The organism is Rhizobium mulingense (assembly GCF_029194105.1).
Taxonomy (GTDB): domain Bacteria; phylum Pseudomonadota; class Alphaproteobacteria; order Rhizobiales; family Rhizobiaceae; genus Rhizobium; species Rhizobium mulingense.
Map to the genome: position 1 here is coordinate 1 of NZ_JARFVE010000037.1, position 2,500 is coordinate 2,500.

Annotated in this window: 1 tRNA gene and 2 rRNA genes (1 of these 3 cut by a window edge); all 3 read right to left on the reverse strand. The window is 54.3% G+C overall.

Going from position 1 to position 2,500, the window contains the following annotated elements:
• Positions 1 to 36: 36 nt before the first annotated feature.
• Positions 37 to 113, reverse strand: a tRNA-Met gene (locus PYR71_RS30370).
• Positions 114 to 218: 105 nt separating this feature from the next.
• Positions 219 to 333: ribosomal RNA gene (gene rrf, locus PYR71_RS30375) — 5S ribosomal RNA — on the reverse strand.
• A 204-nt stretch (positions 334 to 537) separates the two neighbouring features.
• Positions 538 to 2,500: ribosomal RNA gene (locus PYR71_RS30380) — 23S ribosomal RNA — on the reverse strand (it continues 924 nt past the right edge of the window).

A 2,500-nucleotide genomic window follows, 5' to 3' on the forward strand; every position in this document is an offset into this window, starting at 1 on the left:
AAAAAGCCCGCCGGATTGGCGGGCTATTTTTGTATATGGTTGCGGGGGCAGGATTTGAACCTGCGGCCTTCAGGTTATGAGCCTGACGAGCTACCGGGCTGCTCCACCCCGCGGTATATTGTAACACGAAAGGCCGCTTGATGGGCGGCCTTTTGATCGGCTTTTGGCCGTTAGTTTTGTTGAGAGAAGATTGTTTTTGAAGAAGTTGCGTTTTGCAGACCTGGCAGCGACCTACTCTCCCGCGTCTTAAGACGAAGTACCATGGGCGCAGGGGCGTTTCACGGCCGTGTTCGGAAAGGGAACGGGTGCAGCCACCCCGCCATAACCACCAGGTCGGCAAAGCGCAACTTTTTGTTTGAGAAGCTGGTTCACTCCGACAGTGATTAGTGATCAGTCGGGAGTGATTAGTTTTGAACACGTCTTTGATACTCAACCGGACGAACACTTCGTGTTCGCCGGGCCCGGGCAAAGGCTATCGCCTTCGCTTGTCAGGACGACCGCTTTGCGGTCGCCTTGAGATGAGCACAGTCAATGAGAACGATCAAGCCGATCGAGCTATTAGTACCGGTAAGCTTCATGCGTTGCCGCACTTCCACACCCGGCCTATCAACGTGGTCGTCTTCCACGGCTCTGATAGGGAACACTCGTTTTCAGGTGGGTTTCCCGCTTAGATGCCTTCAGCGGTTATCCCGTCCATATATAGCTACCCTGCTATGCCCTTGGCAGGACAACAGGTCCACCAGAGATATGTCCATCCCGGTCCTCTCGTACTAGGGACAGATCCTGTCAATATTCCTACACCCACGGCAGATAGGGACCGAACTGTCTCACGACGTTCTGAACCCAGCTCACGTACCGCTTTAATTGGCGAACAGCCAAACCCTTGGGACCTGCTCCAGCCCCAGGATGCGATGAGCCGACATCGAGGTGCCAAACAACCCCGTCGATATGGACTCTTGGGGGTCATCAGCCTGTTATCCCCGGCGTACCTTTTATCCGTTGAGCGATGGCCCTTCCACGCGGGACCACCGGATCACTATGACCGACTTTCGTCTCTGCTCGACTTGTCAGTCTCGCAGTCAGGCGGGCTTATGCCATTGCACTCGACGACCGATTTCCGACCGGTCTGAGCCCACCATCGCGCGCCTCCGTTACTCTTTCGGAGGCGACCGCCCCAGTCAAACTACCCACCATACACTGTCCCGGACCCGGATGACGGGCCGCGGTTAGACATCCATGACGATAAGGGTGGTATTTCAAGGATGGCTCCACGGAAACTGGCGTCCCCGCTTCAAAGCCTACCACCTATCCTACACATGCCGACACGAATGCCAGTGTAAAGCTATAGTAAAGGTGCACGGGGTCTTTCCGTCTGACCGCAGGAACCCCGCATCTTCACGGGGAATTCAATTTCACTGAGTCTATGTTGGAGACAGCGGGGAAGTCGTTACGCCATTCGTGCAGGTCGGAACTTACCCGACAAGGAATTTCGCTACCTTAGGACCGTTATAGTTACGGCCGCCGTTTACTGGGGCTTCGATTCAAAGCTTGCACCTCTCCTCTTAACCTTCCAGCACCGGGCAGGCGTCAGACCCTATACGTCGTCTTGCGACTTCGCAGAGCCCTGTGTTTTTGATAAACAGTCGCTACCCCCTGGTCTGTGCCACCCCATCATAGTTGCCTAAAATGGGGTCACGCTTCTTCCGAAGTTACGCGTGCAATTTGCCGAGTTCCTTCAACATAGTTCTCTCAAGCGCCTTGGTATACTCTACCTGACCACCTGTGTCGGTTTCGGGTACGGTCTATACGGTGGAGCTATTTCCTGGAACCGCTCCGCTGCCCTGATAATCCAATAAACCAGAACAACTTGTGCAATCCGTCACTACCACCAGGCCCACGAATATTAACGTGGTTCCCATCGACTACGCGTGTCCGCCTCGTCTTAGGGGCCGGCTAACCCTGCTCAGATTAACTTTAAGCAGGAACCCTTGGTCTTTCGGCGAGAGGGTCTCTCACCCTCTTTATCGTTACTCATGTCAACATTCGCACTTCCGATACCTCCAGGAGCCCTCACGGGTCTCCCTTCATCAGCTTACGGAACGCTCCGCTACCACTTGCGATTGCTCGCAAATCCTCAGCTTCGGTGCATGGCTTCAGCCCCGTTACATTTTCGGCGCAAAGACCCTTATTTAGACCAGTGAGCTGTTACGCTTTCTTTAAATGATGGCTGCTTCTAAGCCAACATCCTGGTTGTTTTGGGATCCTCACATCCTTTCCCACTTAGCCATGACTTGGGGACCTTAGCTGGAGGTTAGGGTTGTTGCCCTTTTCACGACGGACGTTAGCACCCGCCGTGTGTCTGCCGAGTAGTACTCCCCGGTATTCGGAGTTTGGTTAGGATCAGTAAGACGGTGAGTCCCCATAGCCCATCCAGTGCTCTACCCCCGGGGGTATTCGCTCGACGCTCTACCTAAATAGATTTCGCGGAGAACCAGCTATT